Below are 16,856 nucleotides of genomic sequence, written 5' to 3'. Positions count from 1 at the left end.
CGAAGCTCCCGCGAGGTCCGAGAGAGCTTCGCTCTCTCGATATTTTGCCGAGGGACATCGCGCTGTGCGGCAGCTCTGCTGCCGTCAACGCGATAGACTGTGGTTCGAAACGCCTCCGGCGTTTCGTCATCACGAAAGACACAAAGTGTCTTTCGAACGACAGTGCAAAAGGTCGTTAGTCATCATCGCTCTTGCCCGTTTTCGCTTCGTCGATGACGTCGATCGAGATGCCGGCGTCCATGCCGCGGTGGTTCGCGTCACCGAATCCAGCGCTCAACACGCGCGTCAGCGCGTCCTCGACGTCCTCGTCGAGTTCCGTAATCTCGTCCGGTTCGACTTCGACGACGTAGCCCGTCGTAATGTTTGGAGAGGTCGGCAGAAACAGGACTTCGCGACCGTCGTTGGTCATCTTGCCGGTTTTGAACGCGGTCATCCGAAGCCCCTCCCAGGTTTCGATCTTGACTGGCTTCTGGAGGGATTCCTGCTCGCCGAAGGCCGTCTCGGCGGCCATCTTCGAGGCGTTGTAAACGACCCGGATCACGGGCACCCGGTTCGCAATATTGTCGACGAGCCGTTCGACTAGCCCGCCGACGGTCGTCCGCATGAGGTAGCCGACCGAAAACGTCAGAATGACGAACACGGTCAGCGCGACGATCACGCGGAGGAACTGGGCCACCTGCTCGCGTGTTTGCTCGGCCTGTGCGCTCGTGCCCGAAATGAGCGGCTCGAGCGCGTCAGCGCTGAGAATCAGCCCGGGAGTCAGACCGGCGACAAGTCCGTAGAGCCAATAGATAGCGTAGAGCGTGACGAGAATGGGACCGAGGACGACGAGCCCGCTGGCGAAGTCCCGTTTCCACGATGCCATGTGCTGAAACTCACACTACTTGCTAATGAGCCCTTCCCTTTCTCGTATTCCGCCGTTGGCATCGACGAACGAGCCCGCTTGACGGAGACGTTTCAAGCCGCTGGACTGCAAAGCAGCGGCTATGAGCCTCGAGCAGGAGCCCGCAGACGGGCAGGCTAATCCACTGGACGCGTTTCGGCAGTTTTTCGCGCTCGAGCGGGACGTGCTCGTCCTCTCGCTGGCGATGTTCGCCTTTAGTCTCGGCTTCCAGATGACGAACCGGTACATGGCCGAGTACATGTCGGCGCTTGGAGCCTCCGTGTTCGTCGTCGGCCTCTTCGGCACGGTCGGGAACGTCATCAGTGCCATCTATCCCTATCCGGGTGGGGCAATCTCGGATCGGATCGGATCGCGGTACGCCCTGACAGCGTTCGGGCTCTGCTCGACGCTCGGGTTCGGGATCTGGCTCGTTGCGCCCGCGCTCGCGGACGTGACCGTTGGCCCGACCTCGCTTGCGATCGTCGCGATCTTTCTCGGCTTGCTGCTGGCACAGGCCTGGAAATCGTTCGGGCTCGGGGCGACGTTCGCCATCGTCAAGCAGGCGGTTCCACCCTCACAGCTGGCTGCTGGCTTCGCGAGCACCGAGACGTTCCGTCGAAGCGCCTTTCTCGTCGGGCCGCTGGTCGCCGCCGCGCTGTTCTATCCGTTCGGCTCGAGCGACGGGGAGATCGTCACCGCCTTTCAGCTGATCCTGCTGGTGTCCGTCGTCTTCGGCGTCGTCGGGACCGTCGTCCAGCACGTCCGCTACAGGCCCGACGCGGACGATATCGGCACGGAGTTCGAGGGCGTCTCCCAGTTGCTGGCCGACCTCCGTGCGATGCCCGCTGAACTCCGACCCCTGCTGATCGGCGATACGCTGGTTCGCTTCGCCAACGGGATGGTCTACGTCTTCTTCGTGATCGTCGTCACCCGGTTTCTCGAGGTCGGGCTCGCCGTCTCCCTGCCGATCGTCGGCGCGATCGAGCTCTCGCCGCAGTCATACTTCGGACTTCTACTCGGGCTCGAGATGGTGGTCGCTCTGCTGACGATGATTCCGGTCGCGAAGGCCGCCGAACGCATCGGGCTGAAGCCGGTCGTCGCGCTCGGGTTCGTGGTCTATGCGGTCTTTCCGATCCTGTTGATCAACGCGCCCGCCGATCCGGCCGTCCTCGCGGTCCTCTTTGCCTTCTCGGGGCTTCGGTTCGCAGGCTTGCCAGCCCACAAGGCGCTGATCGTTGGCCCCGCCGAACAGGGTACCGGCGGCCGGGTGACTGGCGCGTACTACCTTCTGCGGAACGTGGTCGTCATCCCGAGCGCTGCGCTCGGTGGCCTGCTCTGGGACGGTGTCTCGAACCCGCTAACCGGCACGCAGGTGTTCGACGGCGATCCGGTCGCCGCCTTCACGATAGCGACGGGAATCGGCCTCGTCGGCACTGCGTATTTCCTCCTGTTCGGCGAGGAGTTCGAAGCCTATCGATGACATCCTCCGCGCCGTAAACGACGCGGTTTCCTCCGTGGAAGTCTCAGCCGGTCTACGTCTCCCCGGAGGCAACATTCCCGTGACGCTGGACGGTACTCGGATCTGTGCGCTGTTCGTTGAGACGGTGAGAGCGTGGTGACTCCGACCAGTCGTGGTCGTCCCACTGGAACCGCACGGGCCGTGCCATCGGCCTGACTGTGTTGCTCGTCTGCCCCTCTAGGAACGAGTGTCGGAACACTCTCGCCTCACGGGAAGGGCGGGGACTCTCTCGCTGTCACAGGTAGTCCCCACTAGAGGAACAGCCGGTAGTAGTACGGACTGACAAAGCCCTCGAGGACGGCAGCGACCGCGAGCAAGATACCGACGCCGACCAGCACCCAGAACGCCCGCTCGAGCGCGTCTGCGAGTTCGGGCCGCTCGACACGGCCCTGCCACGTCCGCCAGGCGGTGACGCCGACTGAGATGCCGAGTGCGCCTGCGATCAGGATCGCCGGGATCTCGAGGATGCCGTGTGGGAGGACGAACGCGGCGAGTTCGAGCGGATCGACTTCAAACCGGGCGAAGACGCCGAGACTGACGCCGTTGAACAGCAACGAAACGACCGCCGGAATAGCGAACGCAGCCCCGGCGTATGCCGTCGTGAGCGCGACCAGCCAGTTGTTGCCAAACAGGTTCGCCGCCATCGTCGGCGGGAACTCCCCCTCGAGACGGGCCGCGATCGACGCTTCGAACGTGCCGACGAAGGGATCGGCGGCAATCCACCCCATCCAGAACCCGAAGAGGCCGAGGCCAGCGGCGAACACGTGGGTTCCCGGGTGCGCCCGGACGAACGCGATCAGTTCTTGCCAGCCACGACGGAGGCCGGCCCGGACTCCGTCGCGAAGCGATCGCGTCGGTGGCTCCGGTGGGCGTAGTCGTCCACGATAGCCACAGTAGATGGCGGTCTTCAGCAGGTCCAGCGCCGGCATGACGACCAGCGCGGAGAGCAGCGAGCCGACGGTGACGACATCGACGAGCGAGAACAGTCCCGTGACAGTCGAGAGACCGACGAGCACGCCGATCGCGATCACGTAATAAAACGCCGCTTCGACCGGCTGCGAGCGAACGAACCCGAGAACGTTCCGCAGCGAGGCAAACACGCCCGCGTCGTCGACGACGATCGCGACCGGCGCGAGCGCGAAGAGGGCACGAACGACGAGCAGACCGAGGAACGCGACGAACGCGCCCAGCAGAACGACGGGGATCGCGACGGCCCCCGAACCGGCCGCAAACGAGATGCCGCCGGCGAACAGCGCCGTGGCGATGCCGACGGTCCCGAGGATGACCGCCCAGCACACCAACTCGAGGATGAACAGCCCGAGAAATCGGAGCCAGAAGCGGAACGCGCCGTCGATCCCGGTGTGGAGCCCGCGAGTCCCACGGAGCCGACCGTAACAGGCCGAGAGCTGGCCCGCGGCGACAGTGGCCGACAGCACCGCAAACAGCAAGACACTCACGACGACCGAGACGCCAGCGAGGGCGAGCAACGGTGGCGTCACGAGCTGGTCGAGGATCGGCTCGAGGCCGCTGGCCCACGCCTCGAACGCCTCGGGCTCGGCGTTGGGGTCCGGTGGCGATTCGATGTCGGCCAGGTGGGTATGGATCGTCTCGAGCCGACCGGTCGCCGCGAGCTGCAGGTAGGCGACGCCGAGTGCGAGAAACGGGACGGCGCGGACGATCGCAGGGATCGCGATACCGAGGAGGTACAGGGGCAGGAGATCCGACGGGCGACGACGGAGGACGGCGACGACAGCGGCGACGAAATCTGACAGGGCCATACCGGTTCTTGGATACCATATCAGTTAAACGACGGCTTCCGTCGCCCGTCTCGCGGGTGCGATCCCGGCACCTGACGCCTCGGCGTTTACGTCGCTCGAAGGGGTACGATCGTGTATGGTTAACACAATTTCGCCCGAACGACTCGCAGAACTACAAGACGAGGACGCGGAGTACGTTCTCGTCGATACCCGCCCAGAAGACAGCTACGAGGCCTGGCACATTTCAGGTGCAATCAACTTCCCCTTCGGCCCCGAGGAGGAACTCGACGGCCAAATCGACGAATTACGAGACGTCGTCGGCGACGCCGACAGGGTGATCGCCGTCTGCGCGAAGGGGATCTCCTCGAGCAATCTGGCGACGCGCCTCGACTCGGCGACCGACGAGTTCGACGTTGCGGCCGTCGACGGCGGTATGGAGGGATGGAGCGGTGTCTACGACCGCGTCGAGATCGACGCCGGCGAGGGGCTGACGATCGTCCAACTCCAGCGACGCGCGAAAGGCTGTCTTGGCTACGTCGTCGGCTGTGCCGAGACGGGCGAGGCCGTCATCGTCGACCCGACCGCGGACACCGACGAGTACACGGGCGCCGCCGAGGAGGCCGATCTCTCGATCACGGGCGTGATCGACACGCACGTCCACGCCGACCACATCTCCGGCGGTCGCGAGTTGGCCGACGATATCGGTGTGCCCTACTACCTCGGCGAGGACGCCAGCGAGCGCGACATCGAACGCGAGTACACTCCGCTCGAGCGCAACGAGGTGCTCACCGTCGGCGAGCGCGAGCTCAAAGCCATCTACACGCCAGGCCATACCAGCGAGATGATTTCCCTGCTGGTCGACGACGCGGCGCTGCTGACCGCCGACACGCTGCACGTCGACTCGACCGGCCGGACGGAACTCGAGTTCAGCGAGGACGAAGGAGAGAAAGGTGCACGCATGCTCTACGAGACGCTCCACCGGACGATCCTGACCGAACCCGAGCGTCTCGTCGTCCTCCCGGGACACGTGACGGTCACCGCGGACGGCGAGTTCGAACACGGCGCACCCGGCGAGCCGATCCGGACGACGATCCGCGACGCGCGAACGGGCATCGACCTGCTCGGACTCGACGAAGACGCGTTCGTCGAGCGGATGGCCGACGCCGGCGAGAAGCCGTCGAACTACGAGGAGATCATCGAGTACAACCGTGGCGTGGCTGATATCCCGCCGGAAGACCGGGTCGAACTCGAGCTCGGACCGAACAACTGTTCGGCCTGATCACCGCGAGTACGTCTCGAGCCGACTGATCCGTCCGTCTTCGAGTTCGAAGAAGTCCGCAAACTCGAACAGCGTCGTTCCGTCACTGGTCACGCGGCCGCGGACCGCGACGCGGTCGTCCCCGACGACCATCGACTCGACATCGTGGCTGGTGTCCGGATTCGGCCGCCCGTCGCGCATGAACGCAACGAACGCGTCGCGGTCCTCGAACGTGCGGTCGGGACGGCGCTGTGAGAACGTCGGTAAGAGCACCGCCTCGAGCGCAGCATAGTCGTGCTCGTCGAGCGCGTCGTAGTACCGACGGACGAGAGCGCGGCCGTCGTCCGTCGCGGCGTCCGTCCCGTCCGACTCCGTATCCATATCACCGCATTCGTCGCCACCGACAAAAGCGTACGACCCGGTCCCGAACCGTGTGCTTTTCTCGCGGCCGTTCCTATCCCCTCGCGTGGAGTGTCACGTCTACTACGAGGGCGACGACGACCCCGACAAGTGCACCGCGCGTCGCCTCGAGAAGTTCGACAAGGCGACCCTCTATCGGTCGATGGGGCAGGTTCCCTACGGGATCGTGCTCAATCCCCACGCCGAGCAGGCGCTGTCACCGGCCGACGCCGACGACGGACTGGGGACGCTGGTCGCCCTCGACTGTTCGTGGGAGTCCGCCGAAGCCGCGTCGTTCAAGATGCGCGGCGTCCACCGGGCACTTCCCTTTCTCGTCGCCGCCAATCCGATCAACTACGGCCGTCCGTTCCAGTTGACGACCGTCGAAGCTCTCGCCGGCGCGGCCTGTATCCTCGGCGAATGGGACCTCGCTGAGGATTTGCTCGAGCCGTTCCGATGGGGCGAGACCTTCCTGACGCTCAACGAGGAACCGCTGCGCCGGTATAGCGAGTGTACAGACTCGAGCGAGGTCGTCGCGGTGCAGGACGATTATCTGGCCGACGAGGAGTGATACATCGGTTGTCAGTCGAATCCGGTTCGGAACGGTAATCACAGCGATTAAATGCACCACGAGCAAAGGCCGGGTATGGCCAGTTTCGACGCCGCCGAGAAACGGATGCTCGAGAAGATGATCTGCATGCGCTGTAACGCTCGCAACGCCAAGGACGCCAAGCGCTGCCGCAAGTGCGGCTACAAGAAGCTTCGCCCCAAGGCGAAGGAAGCGCGCGCGGCATAATCGAGCGAGCAGTTTTCCCAACTGTCCTACTCGGCCAGAGCTACAGCACCCGGTACGCACAGCGTTAGCTTTCCGGACAGTTCTCGAACCCTCGTTAAAACCGCTCGCGGTTACTCGTCGGGATACTTCGGCTCTCGCTTTTCGGCCCGCTCGAGTGCTGTCTCCACCACGTCACGTACGTCGCCGTGGAAGACGCCGCCGTGGCCCGCGTACATGTGCTCGACACCGTCCGGCATGCGCTCGAGGAGGTCCTGGATACTCTGAATCAGCCGCTCGCGGGACTGGCCGGCCATGTCGGTGCGGCCGAAGCTCCCGTAGTCGAACGCGCCGTCGTCGTGGACGACCACGTCGCCGGAGAACAGCGACGACTCTGAGACGAAGGAAACGTGGTCGTCGGCGTGGCCCGGCGTGTAGACGACCTCGAACTCCTCGTCGCCGATTGCGACCGTGTCGCCGTCATCGATCGCGTGGGTGCGCGTTGGGTGGTCGGCATAGGCGTACACGTCGGGGTCGAAGGCCTCCACGACAGCCTCGAGTTGAGCGACGTGGTCGCCGTGCTGGTGGGTCATGACGACGGCCTCGAGCTCGTCGGTGTGTTCACGAATCTCGTCGACGACGCCCTCCATCGCACTGGCGTCGACCAGCGTGGGCCGGTCGCCGACGGCCAGGTAGGCGTTGCAGGTGAACGTCTCCGCGTCCTCGGTGACGTGGTGAATTTCCATACACGGGTCGTCGACGGCCGGGGGCAAAAACGGTATCATCGATGATCGATCCGTGTCGTCCGGCGGCTCCTCGATCAGCCCCTCATATGACGAAGTTCTTATATTCGATGTCGGGACGGGTGGCATTGGGCCGCCTCCGGACGGTCCCGTGGACTTGGAGACCCCTAATAAACCAGTGACCACTGAATTTTTCAACCCGAATCGCATAGTGGACACTGTATGGGATTCGGGAGCTACGACGAATCCGAGCAGCAGGAGGTAGACGCTGATTTTGACGACGATGACGCAGTCAAGTCGGGAGCGAACAGTCACGACGGAACCATCGAGTTCGAAAACGGCGCGTCAAGCGACGAATTACTCGACCGTCTCAAAGAAATCAAAGACGAAGACGACACCTGATGAAATCCGGGGTGCGGGCGCTGGGCATCGCCGAATCGTACCGCGGCGATCGGGGCCGAAGCACGCTCGCCGGTGCCGTCGTTCGTGCCGATCGCGTCTGTGACGGACTCGCGTACAGTTCCTGCCGTATCGGTGGCACCGACGCAACCGATGCCGTTCTCGGGCTGCTAGACGACCTCGAGCGACCGGACATACGGTACGTCCTGCTTGGCGCTGTCGCCCCCGCGTGGTACAACCTTCTCGACCTGTCACGGATTCACGAGACAGCCGAACGACCAGTGATCGCCGTCACCTTCGAGGCAAGCGACGGACTCGCGGCCGGCCTCCGTGAGGCGTTTTCCGGCCCCGAACTCGAGGCACGTCTCGAGACTTACCGGGCACTGCCCGAGCGACGGGAACTGTCGCTCGACAGCGACACTGTGTACGTCAGAGCCGTCGGCCTCGAGTCCGACGAGGCAGCCGAGATCGTCCGGGCCTTTACGCCCGCGGGTGGCCGTCCGGAGCCGATCCGCGTCGCACGGCTGGCGGCTCGCGCGGCTGATTCGTACGCTCGTTCGGGTGCGCATTCGGAGTGACTGGCACGTGCGTCCCGAAAGACGTAGGAGGCGACCGCCTGAGCCATCAGTATGGGCGAGATGGAAGACCTCCGTGTCACGGAGTGTACGCGCTGTCCAGCGTTAGTCGAGTCACGGAGTCAGATCGTCAACGGTGTCGGTCCCGAGGACGCTGACCTCCTGTTCGTCGGCGAAGGACCTGGAGCCAATGAAGACCAGCAGGGTGAGCCGTTCGTCGGCCGCAGCGGCTCCGTCCTCGACGACGGCCTCCGAACCGTCGGCCTCGCACGCGCCGACGTCCGGATCACCAACTGTGTGCGCTGTCGGCCGCCCGAGAATCGGGATCCGACGACCGAGGAACTCGAGCACTGCCGGGGCTATCTCGAGCGCGAGATCGACCGGCTCGATCCCGAGGTGATCGTCACGCTGGGGAAAGTGCCGAGCGAACACCTGCTAGAGCGGTCGGTCGCAGTCACCAAGGAGGCCGGCTCGCTCGAGGAGGTCCGAATCGGCGACACGCCGCGACGAGTGCTGCTCTGTGTCCACCCAGCAGCGACGCTGTACGACCGCAGTCAGGAGGAGACGTTCGAGAACGCACTCCAGCGGGCGGCAGAACTCGCGGGTGTCGCCGACAGCGAGAGTGGTCAAACGCGACTCGATGGCTTTTGAACCGCACTGATCTCACTCGAGGTGCGGTGACAAAGCTCCGACCGGGAACCTAGAACGCGTCGGTTTCGACGGTGACGTCGGCGTGAAGTTCTTCGCGAAGCGCCGCGTGGACGTGACAGAGCTCTTCGCCCCGGGCGACTAATTCGTCGGGGTCGTCGACGTCAGCTTCGACGCGCAGCGTGAACGCGATCGACTCCAGGTCGTCCTCGTCGTCGAGCGTCGCCGTCGCGTCGATCTCCATACGGCCGAGATCGCCCACGCCGGCCTTCCGTGCGCCGAGGCGGACGGCAGGCAGGAAACACGACGCGTAGTCGGCGACGAGTACCGCGTTCGGGTTCGGCCCCGTCTTTTCCATGGGGTCGATCTCGAGTTCGAAGTCGCCGATGAGACTCCGTGTGTCGAATCCATCGTCATTGATCGTTGTCAGGGAAACGTCGTCCATCTCTATATTGTGCGATATTCACCATATAGATAAATGCCTTGTGAATCGCCTGGCGAGGTGTAAATTAGAACACACTGCATATGTGGGGTGGAGAGCTGAGGAATCTGGGAAGACGCTGCAGGCGGTAGTCGATACCTTCAAATGTGGTTGTGCCTACTGACTACTATATTAGGTGTGTATGAGTAATGTAGAACGGACCACAGACGACACGTGGTCACGGATCTCGACCATGGTCGAATTCTTCGGGCCACAGTGGTTCGGGTCGACGATGGGGACGGGCGTGCTTGGTATCGCGCTAGCGCTGGTTGCAGCACGGACCGATCTCGCTCCCGTCGCGACGCTCGCCGTCGTGTTCGTCGGCCTGACAGCGGTCGCGACGGTCGCCTACCTGATTCCGTGGTGCTTGCGGCTCGTTTTCTATCCCGATCGGGTGTGGGCCGACCTGACCCACCCGATCCGGAGCCAGTTCTTCCCGACGATGCCGATCACGTTGATCGTGCTCGGCGTCGGCATCGCTCAGACGATGGGGAACGCCGTGCCAGCGGCGACGCTGCGATCGCTACTGACAGCTCTGTTTGTCTCCGGAAGCGCCGGCATCTTCGGGTTTGGCCTGCTGTTGGTCACGCTCATGTTCACCAATGACCGGATCGGTCCCGACGACGGCGTCTTCGCGTGGTACATCCCACCGGTGTCCCACCTCGTGATTCCGCTGCTTGGCTTCCTGCTCGCCAGTGAGTACTACGCCGGTACGCTCGCCGGGCAGGCGATTTTCACCGTCTCGGTGGTCGCCCTCGGCGTGGGGACTTTCCTGTTCCTGTTTTTCGGCTCGATCGTCCTCTACCGGTATGCCTACGAGACGCTGCCCCACGAGAAACTCGCCCCGACGTTCGCTATCGGACTCGCCCCGACGTCCGTCCTCGTCATCGATCTCGCGCGACTCACCCACGCGTTACAGGCCGGCGTCGGCTTCGACATCGCGGTCGCACCGCTGGTGCCGCTGCTGAAGCTGCTGGCGCTGTTGCTGTGGGGCTTTTCGGCCTGGTGGTTCGTCCTGACGGGCGCGCTCGTCGGCTACTACGTTACGCGTCGGACGCACCCGTTCTTCTTCACGTGGTGGGCCTACACCTTCCCGATCGGTGCGTTCGCCGTCTCGGCCGACGTGCTCGCGACCTTCCTCGGCGTCGCCGTCTTCGGTCACGTCCTGATCGGGGTGACGGCGCTGCTGCTGGTCATCTGGACGATTACTGCCGGACAGACCTGGCGGCTCGTCGCCCGTGGCCGTGCGTTCACGGCCGATTGACACCTGTCAGCCGCCGTGTTGTCGATACCAGACGTGGGACCCGATCGGTGACTCGTCGTCCGCGAGGTCGAGCCGTCGCAACACCAGCTCCCGGATAGCAGTCGTGACGACGAGTTCGATCGTCTCGCCGGCGGCGGTTCGGACCTCGAAGACGCAGTGGCCGTCCCGGTCGGTAATCGACTCGATCGTGCCGACGGACCAGCGCTCGAGGTCGTGTGTCGGTTTCCGGGCGTGGATTCGGTCGTGAGTCATGGTCGTACGGACGGGTGACGATCAGTAGTCGCCAAGCACACCGAGGCGTCGCGCCCGGCGGGTCGCATACTGGAAGACGACATACCCAAGCGCCAGATAGCCGGCCGCAGTGACGAACAACAACGCGAGATCGAACGCTGTGAACTCCCAGAGACGGATACCGTCGACCATCGCTCGCTGAAGGAGGGCGCTGCCGTGGGCAAGCGGGAGCACCTGCATCCACCCGAGGTCGAACGCGGGAGCGGAAATGAGAACGATGAACCCGAACTGGAGGAGGTTCAGCCAGTTGCCGATCTGTTTGTAGAGCACCGTCACCCCACCGGCTGCGAGTCCGAGTCCGAGCACCGAGACGATGCTGAGCGTCGCGACGACGACAATCGTGAGCAGGTTCAGTTGGAGCGTCGTGCCGGTGAGAAGAATCATCACGACCAGAATGACCGTTGAAATAATGAACGTCCGGACGATCTTCGCGACGCCTTTCAACAGCGCCACAGGTGCGAACCCGAACGGCGTCATCACGTGGCGCTCGAGGGTTCCCCACTGGACCTCGCTCGCGATGTCGTTCGAGATCGAGGAGTACGCGCCCACCGACAGCGTCCACAGGAAGTAGCCGACGATGATCCCCTCGATCGAATCGGTCAACGATTGTCCGGCGATCATCTGTCCGCCATAGAAGAGGACGCCAAAGAAGAACACCGAGATGACGATGCCGCCGATCGCGTTGGCGGGATAGCGGACGAAGATCAGAAACTCGCGGTAGAGTACTGCCCGCGCGAGGTGATAGTAACCGGCCGGCTGCGGCGTTTCATCCGTTCCCTGCTGGCTGGCCATTATCGGTCCCTCCCGGCCGTCAAGTCGACGAAGACGTCCTCGAGATCCGGTTCGATCGTCCGGACGCGCTCGAGGGAGACGTCTTCGGCGCGGAGCTGGGCCAACAGCGCGTACAGCCCATCGCTGTCCGTCGTCACGGTGATCCGGTGCCCTCGCTCGCGCGGTTCGACGCCGATCGTCTCGAAGCGCTCCTCGAGGCTCGAGACGATGGCCGAATCGAGATCCCGACTCGTAATCTCGATGGAGTGCAAATCGGTGCCTGACAGCAGCGCGTCGACGGTGTTGTCCGCGATGATCTCGCCGGTGGACATAATGAGGACGCGGTCACACACCGTCTCGACGACGTCCATGTCGTGGCTGCTGAGCACGACGGTGAGTGCTTCTTCCTCGACGAGGCGTCGCAGTTCCCGCTGGAGCGTTCGCGAACTCTCGATATCCAGTCCAAGGGTCGGCTCGTCGAGGAACACAACCTCGGCACCGCCAGCGAGGACGCTGGCCAACGAGACTTTTTGTTTCATCCCTCGCGACAACTCACGAACGGGAACGTCTGCTTTCTCCGCAAGTCCCAACTGTGTCAGAAGCCGCTCGTGGCGCTCGCGAACCGAATCCGGGTCGACGCCGCTGATCGTCGCGAAGTACCGGAGGTTCTCCCTGACGGTCAACCGCCAGTAGTCGTTCCGGGCTCCCTCGAGCATCGCATCAACGTGCGCGTACGCGTCTCGAGGGCGTTCATAGACATCGACGCCGCCGATTCGAACGGACCCCTCGTCCGGAAGCACCATGCCCAGAATCGACTTGATGAGCGTCGTTTTTCCGGCGCCGTTCGGTCCCAACAGACCGACAATCGAGCCGGTTTCGATGTCGAAGGAAACGTCGTCGACGGCGATAACGGACTCCGGTCCGTCGCCGAAGCGCTTTCGCAGACCAGTAACGGAAACAGCGATGCCGCTGTCCTCCGTAAAGGGTGTGTCAGCACGGGAAGAGCGGTCCGACAGCGGATCGGTTCCCTCGCTGCGGGTCCCTTCGTCGAGCGACAGTCGATCGGCAGCGCTCACGGCCGATCGGTCACCGAGACGGTGATCGACGGACTCACCGTTTGGCTGCCGCTCGTTTTCCCGCGCGGTCACGAGCGCTATTTAAGTACCCAAGCTACAAAAGTGCGAGGCCAACGCCTCCGACAGCAATCGCTACGGGTTTAGGGTGGCTGCTGTACGAACGGCCCCGTTGGGACGGGTACTGTCGGCAACGACAGGCCTCCGTTCCCCGCCAAGAGACATAGATCTCTCCTAAGTAAACTACCCCGCCCTACTCGCTCCCTCCCGCCTTGCGGCGGTCGGTCACTCCTTGAGGACGGGGCTTTACCGCAACGACATTGTGCCCCGCGACCCCATGCAAGGACGCGATCCGGCTTCCTCTTCCCGTCCTGCCGTCGGCATGGGCGCGTTTTTGACACCTCCCACTTCGACCGACGGCGAGGATTGTCCCGCCGATTTAATTCCCGGTGTCCTCGCGCTCTCTCCCCAAGCGGGGAACGGGACTTCAACCCGTTCGCGGTCGTCGTTCCCGAGTTCAGGATGCGGTACTCCCGCACCACGGGTGCCAGTTTACTGGTGGCACCTCCCGACCCCGACGTGTGCGAGGACGGCAGTACTACGAGATACGTCGTGGGTGCTGTTAAATCTCTGCGAACGCGCTTCCTCTCCGCCCTCCCGCTCGCTTCGCTCGCGCTTGAGGACGGAGGCTCCGCGCTGCCGCGTGCTGAACGACGCTCTGGTTTCTCGGTTCGGTCGGTCTCAGAGGTCCTCGAGCCACCCGAAGGACACGTCTTCGTCGTCGATCGAGCCGACGTAGGGTTTCACGTCGATGACGGGCGTTCCATCGACGAGGTCGAGTCCCTTGACGTGCAGCGTCGTCCCGTCGCGCTCGAGCAACTCGACGGTCGTCTGGGCGAGCGGGTTCGGTCGGTGGGGACTCCGCGTCGCGAAGGTGCCGACCTCGAGGTCGTCGGCGTGTGGCGGTCGCGCGGTCGAGCGGTAGTCGTCGATCTCGTCCAAGTGGGCGAAGACGACGATGTGTGAGAAGTCGTCGATGCCCTCGAGGCCGTCCTCGTAGTCGTCCTCGAGGACGATTTCGCCGGTCGTCTCGTCGACTGCGTCGTGGTCGACGTCCGTGGGGGAGTCGTACGGTGAGCGAACGTGTCCGATTGGAGTGAACGTGATGGTCATGGATGTCGTGTATCTGTGAGTGAAGTGGGTTAGTGTGCGTGCGATTCAGGAGGATGGCCTCTCTTCGAAACCGAAAGCACCGCGGCGGCTGCGACGAGTGGGAACACTGCGAGCACGCCGAACAGTAGCGAGTAAGAACTGCTCGAGAGGACCCAGCCGGCCAGCGAGGCACCGAGCGCGCCGATCCCGAAGTTGACTGTAAAGACGAGCCCGAAGCCGATGCCTTGTCCCGCGTCGGGGGTGTGTTTCGCGACGAGTGATGATTGGAGCGGCGCGAGGGTAAAGAGGAGGGCACCGAAGACGAGTCCGACCCCGATGACGGCGGTCCCGGAGAGCCCGCCGAGGGCGAGCAGGGCGAGACTCGTCGCGGCGAAGACGCCGAGTAGGACGCGCTCGATTTCGAACCGTTCGCCGAGGTGACCGCCGACGATCTGGCCGACCGAGCCGGTCAGCAGGATCAGCGAGTAGAGCCACTGTCCGGCACCGACGGATGCCCCGGCGAGATCCAGACTTGGCAGCGACGACAGCGTGTCGATGAACTGCGGGAGGAAGGTCAGCGTGCCACGGTAATAGATCCCCGCGAACACGTAGACGGCGATGATCCCGAGGAAGACGGGGGTAATGAGCGTACGGAGCTGGCTAAGGACGTCGCCGATCGAGTGCCCCGATGCCGTGTGATCGTTCGAATCTGAGGGGCCGCGAAACGCAAAGAGCACGCCGAACCCCAGCAGTGGGACCGCGAGCAGTCCAAGCACGGTCCGCCAGTCGCTGACCGCGAGTCCGGCGGTGATGAGCAGGGGTCCGATGCCGATTCCGAGGTTCGCGCCGATGCCGTGGTACGCAAAGCCCTTGCTCGGTGCCTCCGCCTCGCGGCTGATGAAGGCGAGCGCCGGCGGATGGTAGAACCCGGCACCGACGCCTGCCAGCGCGACCACGACTGCCAACGCCGCAAACGAATCGATGAACGGAACGGTCAGGAACACCCCACCGGTCAACAGCAAGAAGCCGGTGATCACCGTGTCCGCACCGAATCGATCGCTGAGAATGCCAGAGGGAAGCGCCATGGCTCCGTACAGCCCAGTCATGAGCGTGACGAGCAGTCCCAGCTCGTACGTCGTCACCTGAAACTCGGTGATCCAGATGGGGATAAACAGCGGAATCGAGAGGATAACGAGGTGATCGAGTGCGTGTGCACCCGTCGTATAGCCAATGAGCCGCTGGTCCGCTGCCGGGACGCCACGCGCGTCAAAGAGGTCTCGTATCGTGTGTCTAAGCCGCATTAGTCTTGTATTCGTCACGCAATTATTATTCGGCACCCAATTGTTAATAGCGCCTTCGGTATCGGAGACAGATGCTGTCTCCGAAAGTCGTCGATTCCTGCACCAGAATGGCTTCTTGCGGCAATTACTGAACTCGAGAGTGCCGTGAGTGAACACGTACTGGTACTGTGTGGCCAACGATAGCATCGATCCCTTCGCATCAGGTTACCTCTAGCATTTACAATAGTGGGCAATACTTCAGTAGGTGCGAGAGGGGCACACCGTCGATAGCAGTTGACCGGTAGCCCTGGCTTCGGACATCTCGAGGTCACCCCGTGAGGACGATTGCCCGAATGGTAATTCACTTCAACGGGCCACACCGAGTAGACGTATGAGCACCGTCTCGTCTCCACCGGAGGAAACGCTCGCCTCCGTCGTCATCGTCGACTACGGGCTGGGAAACCTCCGTAGCGTCACTCGCGGCCTCGAGCGTGCGGGTGCCGACGTCGAAATCACCGACGATCCTGCCGCCTTTGCCGCGGCCGACGGCGTCGTCCTGCCGGGCGTCGGCGCGTTCCGCGAGGGCGTCGAGAACGCCGATCCACTTCGCGAAGACCTCCTCGCGGTCGCCGAGAGTGGCACACCGCTCTTTGGAATCTGCCTCGGCATGCAGATGCTGCTCACGACGAGCGAAGAGGGCGAAACTGACGGCGAGTCGGCCGTCCAGGGACTGGACCTGATTCCCGGAACCAACGTCCGGTTCGCCGAGGGCCAGAAGGTCCCCCACATGGGCTGGAACGAACTCGAGGTTCAGCGCGACCACCCGCTCATCGAAGGTATCGATGGACAGTACGCCTACTTCGTCCACTCCTACTACGCGGCTCCCGACGACGAGAACGCAGTCGTCGCGACGACGGACTACGAACGGGAGTTCCCCTCGATCGTCGCGAACGATGATGGCAACGTCTTCGGCACGCAGTTCCACCCCGAGAAGAGCGGCGAAACGGGACTACAGATCCTGCGGAACTTCGTCGAAATCTGCGCCGAGGAGTAATTCCATCGCGGATCCCATTCGTTCTGACTCGATGGTTTCCGACCAGAGTAGCGACGCGAGCGGGAGTGACCAATGACACGAGCAGCGAAGTTGAGCGGATAGAAGAGACACACCCCGCGGTGCCGCTGTAAGACGGCAGAATAGCGACTCTATTGGACGATCTCCGTGGAACAGTTTTGATCGAGTAGAACGGTGAGTTCGGTCACTCTGACGAACTGCTTGAAAGGCGGTATCGTTAAATATGACTGGTGTGTCATCGTCCATTGAGTGTTTTGAACGCGGTCGCGTTCGATCGGTTTCGAACGCGGAACTGCCGCTCGAACCGATAAAGTCGGTTGCAGCCCGTTCTCGCTGTTCGCCTGGTCTGACTGCAGACTCTCTCATTCGCTCGATCCTTGCTTCCGAACCCCCGTTTCCAGTGACCCGAAACAACCAGGCGCTTACAGCGGCATCGTGGGGTGTGTGCCTCCGTTATACAGCGGCACTGCGGGGTAGAAAACGACCGAAACGGTCCCTGTGACATCCTCCGCGCCGTAA

At 63.3% G+C, this 16,856-nt stretch carries 19 protein-coding genes and 1 pseudogene; 9 read left to right on the top strand and 11 right to left on the bottom strand.

Features of this window, described 5'->3' with window-relative positions; all coding sequences use genetic code 11:
* Positions 1-175: 175 nt before the first annotated feature.
* Complete coding sequence (locus ACFR99_RS05440; RefSeq protein ID WP_390285113.1) at positions 176-865, bottom strand: DUF502 domain-containing protein; 690 nt, start codon at positions 863-865, stop codon at positions 176-178.
* A gap of 121 nt (positions 866-986) precedes the next feature.
* Between ACFR99_RS05440 and ACFR99_RS05435 the strand changes: the two genes are divergently transcribed.
* Positions 987-2,363 (top strand): MFS transporter, encoded by a 1,377-nt coding sequence (locus ACFR99_RS05435; protein WP_390285111.1) that lies wholly within the window; start codon positions 987-989, stop codon positions 2,361-2,363.
* Positions 2,364-2,415: 52 nt separating this feature from the next.
* On the opposite strand, the pseudogene ACFR99_RS05430 reads toward ACFR99_RS05435, so the two are convergent.
* Together ACFR99_RS05430 and ACFR99_RS05425 are read right to left on the bottom strand one after the other, a co-directional pair.
* A pseudogene (locus ACFR99_RS05430) lies at positions 2,416-2,589 on the bottom strand (RNA-guided endonuclease TnpB family protein); the annotation flags it as partial.
* A gap of 64 nt (positions 2,590-2,653) precedes the next feature.
* A complete protein-coding gene (locus ACFR99_RS05425) occupies positions 2,654-4,180 on the bottom strand; it encodes a stage II sporulation protein M (RefSeq protein ID WP_390285109.1) in 1,527 nt (508 codons plus the stop codon).
* A gap of 115 nt (positions 4,181-4,295) precedes the next feature.
* Here ACFR99_RS05425 and ACFR99_RS05420 point away from each other — a divergent pair, with 115 nt between their 5' ends.
* Positions 4,296-5,438, top strand: coding sequence for an MBL fold metallo-hydrolase (locus ACFR99_RS05420; protein ID WP_390285107.1), 1,143 nt, complete (start codon positions 4,296-4,298; stop codon positions 5,436-5,438).
* Here the strand turns inward: ACFR99_RS05420 and ACFR99_RS05415 are convergent, their stop codons facing one another.
* Entirely contained in the window at positions 5,439-5,798 is a 360-nt protein-coding gene (locus ACFR99_RS05415) for a nuclear transport factor 2 family protein (protein WP_390285105.1), read from the bottom strand. It abuts the gene before it with no gap.
* Between the two features lie 85 nt (positions 5,799-5,883).
* Between ACFR99_RS05415 and ACFR99_RS05410 the strand changes: the two genes are divergently transcribed.
* Together ACFR99_RS05410 and ACFR99_RS05405 are read left to right on the top strand one after the other, a co-directional pair.
* Complete coding sequence (locus ACFR99_RS05410) at positions 5,884-6,387, top strand: DUF367 family protein (RefSeq protein ID WP_390285102.1); 504 nt, start codon at positions 5,884-5,886, stop codon at positions 6,385-6,387.
* 75 nt (positions 6,388-6,462) lie between these two features.
* Positions 6,463-6,612 (top strand): 50S ribosomal protein L40e, encoded by a 150-nt coding sequence (locus ACFR99_RS05405; protein WP_390285099.1) that lies wholly within the window; start codon positions 6,463-6,465, stop codon positions 6,610-6,612.
* 110 nt (positions 6,613-6,722) lie between these two features.
* Here the strand turns inward: ACFR99_RS05405 and ACFR99_RS05400 are convergent, their stop codons facing one another.
* Positions 6,723-7,334 (bottom strand): MBL fold metallo-hydrolase, encoded by a 612-nt coding sequence (locus ACFR99_RS05400; protein ID WP_390285096.1) that lies wholly within the window; start codon positions 7,332-7,334, stop codon positions 6,723-6,725.
* 219 nt (positions 7,335-7,553) lie between these two features.
* Between ACFR99_RS05400 and ACFR99_RS05395 the strand changes: the two genes are divergently transcribed.
* The 3 genes from ACFR99_RS05395 to ACFR99_RS05385 are packed head-to-tail and all read left to right on the top strand — an operon-like array spanning position 7,554 to position 8,956.
* Positions 7,554-7,733, top strand: coding sequence for a DUF5786 family protein (locus ACFR99_RS05395; protein WP_390285094.1), 180 nt, complete (start codon positions 7,554-7,556; stop codon positions 7,731-7,733).
* Complete coding sequence (locus ACFR99_RS05390) at positions 7,733-8,308, top strand: endonuclease dU (protein WP_390285092.1); 576 nt, start codon at positions 7,733-7,735, stop codon at positions 8,306-8,308. Before ACFR99_RS05395 ends, ACFR99_RS05390 begins: the two co-directional genes overlap by 1 nt.
* A gap of 51 nt (positions 8,309-8,359) precedes the next feature.
* Positions 8,360-8,956, top strand: coding sequence for a uracil-DNA glycosylase (locus ACFR99_RS05385; protein ID WP_390285089.1), 597 nt, complete (start codon positions 8,360-8,362; stop codon positions 8,954-8,956).
* 49 nt (positions 8,957-9,005) lie between these two features.
* Here the strand turns inward: ACFR99_RS05385 and ACFR99_RS05380 are convergent, their stop codons facing one another.
* Complete coding sequence (locus ACFR99_RS05380; RefSeq protein WP_390285086.1) at positions 9,006-9,398, bottom strand: OsmC family protein; 393 nt, start codon at positions 9,396-9,398, stop codon at positions 9,006-9,008.
* Positions 9,399-9,576: 178 nt separating this feature from the next.
* Here ACFR99_RS05380 and ACFR99_RS05375 point away from each other — a divergent pair, with 178 nt between their 5' ends.
* The gene (locus ACFR99_RS05375) at positions 9,577-10,698 is read left to right on the top strand and encodes a TDT family transporter (protein ID WP_390285084.1); all 1,122 of its coding nucleotides are present in this window, start codon (positions 9,577-9,579) and stop codon (positions 10,696-10,698) included.
* Between the two features lie 6 nt (positions 10,699-10,704).
* On the opposite strand, the gene ACFR99_RS05370 is transcribed toward ACFR99_RS05375, so the two are convergent.
* The 5 genes from ACFR99_RS05370 to ACFR99_RS05350 form a co-directional block, all read right to left on the bottom strand.
* Entirely contained in the window at positions 10,705-10,950 is a 246-nt protein-coding gene (locus ACFR99_RS05370) for a DUF7861 family protein (RefSeq protein WP_390285082.1), read from the bottom strand.
* Positions 10,951-10,971: 21 nt separating this feature from the next.
* On the bottom strand, positions 10,972-11,781 hold the full coding sequence (locus ACFR99_RS05365) for an ABC transporter permease (protein ID WP_390285080.1): 810 nt from the start codon (positions 11,779-11,781) through the stop codon (positions 10,972-10,974).
* Positions 11,781-12,776, bottom strand: coding sequence for an ABC transporter ATP-binding protein (locus tag ACFR99_RS05360; RefSeq protein WP_390285399.1), 996 nt, complete (start codon positions 12,774-12,776; stop codon positions 11,781-11,783). Before ACFR99_RS05360 ends, ACFR99_RS05365 begins: the two co-directional genes overlap by 1 nt.
* Before the next feature lie 798 nt (positions 12,777-13,574).
* On the bottom strand, positions 13,575-14,006 hold the full coding sequence (gene tsaA, locus ACFR99_RS05355) for a tRNA (N6-threonylcarbamoyladenosine(37)-N6)-methyltransferase TrmO (RefSeq protein WP_390285077.1): 432 nt from the start codon (positions 14,004-14,006) through the stop codon (positions 13,575-13,577).
* Positions 14,007-14,035: 29 nt separating this feature from the next.
* On the bottom strand, positions 14,036-15,286 hold the full coding sequence (locus ACFR99_RS05350; protein WP_390285075.1) for an MFS transporter: 1,251 nt from the start codon (positions 15,284-15,286) through the stop codon (positions 14,036-14,038).
* A 370-nt stretch (positions 15,287-15,656) separates the two neighbouring features.
* Between ACFR99_RS05350 and hisH the strand changes: the two genes are divergently transcribed.
* A complete protein-coding gene (gene hisH / locus ACFR99_RS05345) occupies positions 15,657-16,319 on the top strand; it encodes an imidazole glycerol phosphate synthase subunit HisH (protein WP_390285073.1) in 663 nt (220 codons plus the stop codon).
* The last annotated feature ends 537 nt before the right edge of the window (positions 16,320-16,856 follow it).

This window comes from Haloarchaeobius amylolyticus (assembly GCF_042678045.1).
Classification (GTDB): domain Archaea; phylum Halobacteriota; class Halobacteria; order Halobacteriales; family Natrialbaceae; genus Natrinema; species Natrinema amylolyticus_A.
The sequence above is the reverse complement of the archived record's forward strand: the minus strand, read 5'-3'. Positions and strand labels throughout refer to the sequence as shown.